We start from the raw sequence: 3087 nt of genomic DNA on the forward strand, positions 1-3087 counted from the left end.
GTTCGTACCTTGAAAACTGGATATTAAGAAATAATGAATTAAAGAAACACCGAAAACTGCGCGATAAAAACGAGTAAAATCGTATTTTGTCAAGATTAAGTTATAAAGGGCGCACGGTGGATGCCTAGACACTAGGAGCCGATGAAGGACGTAACTAACGACGATACGCCTCGGGGAGCTGTAAGTAAGCTTTGATCCGGGGATTTCCGAATGGGGGAACCCAAATATCGTAATGGATATTTACTTGTTTGTGAATACATAGCAATCAAGAGGAACACGCAATGAACTGAAACATCTAAGTAGTTGCAGGAAGAGAAAGAAAATTCGATTCCCTGAGTAGCGGCGAGCGAAACGGGAATAGCCCAAACTAAAGAGCTTGCTCTTTAGGGTTGTAGGACTGATGTTGTGAGAACAAAAGGTAATGATAGTTGAACAAGTTGGAAAGCTTGGCCAAAGAGAGTGAAAGCCTCGTAAGCGAAATCTGACCCACTCCATTCAGTATCCTGAGTACGGCGGAACACGAGAAACTCCGTCGGAATCTGGGAGGACCATCTCCCAAGGCTAAATACTCCCTAGTGATCGATAGTGAACCAGTACCGTGAGGGAAAGGTGAAAAGAACCCCGGAAGGGGAGTGAAATAGATCCTGAAACCGTGTGCCTACAAGTAGTCAGAGCCCGTTAATGGGTGATGGCGTGCCTTTTGTAGAATGAACCGGCGAGTTACGTTAACATGCAAGGTTAAGATGAAAAGTCGGAGCCGTAGCGAAAGCGAGTCTGAATAGGGCGACTAAGTATGTTGATGTAGACCCGAAACCAAGTGACCTACCCATGACCAGGTTGAAGATGCGGTAAAACGCATTGGAGGACCGAACCCGTGTATGTTGAAAAATGCTGGGATGAGTTGTGGGTAGCGGTGAAATTCCAAACGAACTTGGAGATAGCTGGTTCTCTCCGAAATAGCTTTAGGGTTAGCCTCGGGGATTAGGATTATGGAGGTAGAGCACTGTTTGGACTAGGGGCCCGTCTTGGGTTACTGAATTCAGATAAACTCCGAATACCATCAATCTATACCCGGGAGTCAGACGATGAGTGATAAGATCCACCGTCGAAAGGGAAACAGCCCAGATCACCAGTTAAGGTCCCAAAATTCATGCTAAGTGGAAAAGGATGTGGAAACGCATAGACAACTAGGATGTTGGCTCAGAAGCAGCCATTCATTCAAAGAGTGCGTAATAGCTCACTAGTCGAGTGATTCTGCGCCGAAAATGTACCGGGGCTAAGCATGATACCGAAACTGTGGATGTGTCGTAAGACACGTGGTAGGAGAGCGTTGTAAGAGCATTGAAGCTGTACCGTGAGGAGCAGTGGAGTTCTTAGAAGTGAGAATGCCGGTATGAGTAACGAAAGACCAGTGAGAATCTGGTCGGCCGAAAGACTAAGGTTTCCTGGGGAAGGCTCGTCCTCCCAGGGTTAGTCGGGGCCTAAGATGAGACCGAGAGGTGTAATCGATGGATAACGGGTTGATATTCCCGTACTAGTTTATTTTGTTTGAACGATGGAAGGACGCAGGAGGATGATGTGTGCGCGCTGATGGATATGCGCGTCCAAATAGTAAGTCTTGATAAGAGTCAAATGCTTTTATCTTTAAGGACAAGCTATGATGGGGAGTGAAATTTTAGTAGCGAAGCACAGTAACTCACACTGCCGAGAAAAGTTCCTAGTTAGAAATAAACTACCCGTACCGCAAACCGACACAGGTAGTCGAGGAGAGTATCCTAAGGTCAGCGAGTGAACTCTCGTTAAGGAACTCGGCAAAATGACCCCGTAACTTCGGGAGAAGGGGTGCTGGTGTAAAAGCCAGCCGCAGTGAATAGGCCCAAACAACTGTTTATCAAAAACACAGGTCTATGCTAAATCGTAAGATGACGTATATGGGCTGACGCCTGCCCGGTGCTGGAAGGTTAAGAGGATCAGTTAGCGTAAGCGAAGCTGAGAATTGAAGCCCCAGTAAACGGCGGCCGTAACTATAACGGTCCTAAGGTAGCGAAATTCCTTGTCGGGTAAGTTCCGACCCGCACGAAAGGCGTAATGATTTGGGCACTGTCTCAACGAGAGACTCGGTGAAATTATAATACCCGTGAAGATGCGGGTTACCCGCGACAGGACGGAAAGACCCCATGGAGCTTTACTGTAGCTTGATATTGAGTTTTTGTGTGACATGTACAGGATAGGTAGGAGCCGTTGATTTCGGAACGCTAGTTTCGAAGGAGGCATTGGTGGGATACTACCCTTGTTATATGAAAACTCTAACCCACGCCGCTTAGCGCGGTGGGGGACAGTGTCTGGTGGGCAGTTTGACTGGGGCGGTCGCCTCCTAAAATGTAACGGAGGCGCTCAAAGGTTCGCTCAGAATGGTTGGAAATCATTCGCAGAGTGTAAACGTATAAGCGAGCTTGACTGCGAGACTGACAAGTCGAGCAGGGACGAAAGTCGGAGTTAGTGATCCGGTGGTACCATATGGAAGGGCCATCGCTCAACGGATAAAAGCTACCCTGGGGATAACAGGCTTATCTCCCCCAAGAGTTCACATCGACGGGGAGGTTTGGCACCTCGATGTCGGCTCATCGCATCCTGGGGCTGTAGTCGGTCCCAAGGGTTGGGCTGTTCGCCCATTAAAGCGGTACGCGAGCTGGGTTCAGAACGTCGTGAGACAGTTCGGTCCCTATCCGTCGCGGGCGTAGGAAATTTGAGAGGAGCTGTCCTTAGTACGAGAGGACCGGGATGGACATACCTCTGGTGTACCAGTTGTGCCGCCAGGCGCATCGCTGGGTAGCTACGTATGGAAGGGATAAACGCTGAAAGCATCTAAGTGTGAAGCCCCCCTCGAGATGAGATTTCCCATTCCTTTATGGAAGTAAGATCCGTTAGAGATTATGACGTAGATAGGCTGCGGGTGGAAGTGTAGCGATACATGGAGCTGAGCAGTACTAATAGATCGAGGACTTAATCGAGTAAAGAGTTTACAGCAGTTCGAAGTGATTCAAGATTTAATTCATTATTCTTAATATCTAGTTTTCAGGGTACGAG

Annotated in this window: 1 rRNA gene; it reads left to right on the forward strand. The window is 48.0% G+C overall.

The window, feature by feature from the left end:
- The first annotated feature begins 93 nt into the window (after window positions 1-93).
- A 23S ribosomal RNA gene (locus tag FFM71_RS13215) occupies window positions 94-3011 on the forward strand.
- Window positions 3012-3087: the final 76 nt, after the last annotated feature.

It is taken from the genome of Companilactobacillus huachuanensis, assembly GCF_005404815.1.
Taxonomy (GTDB): Bacteria; Bacillota; Bacilli; order Lactobacillales; family Lactobacillaceae; genus Companilactobacillus; species Companilactobacillus huachuanensis.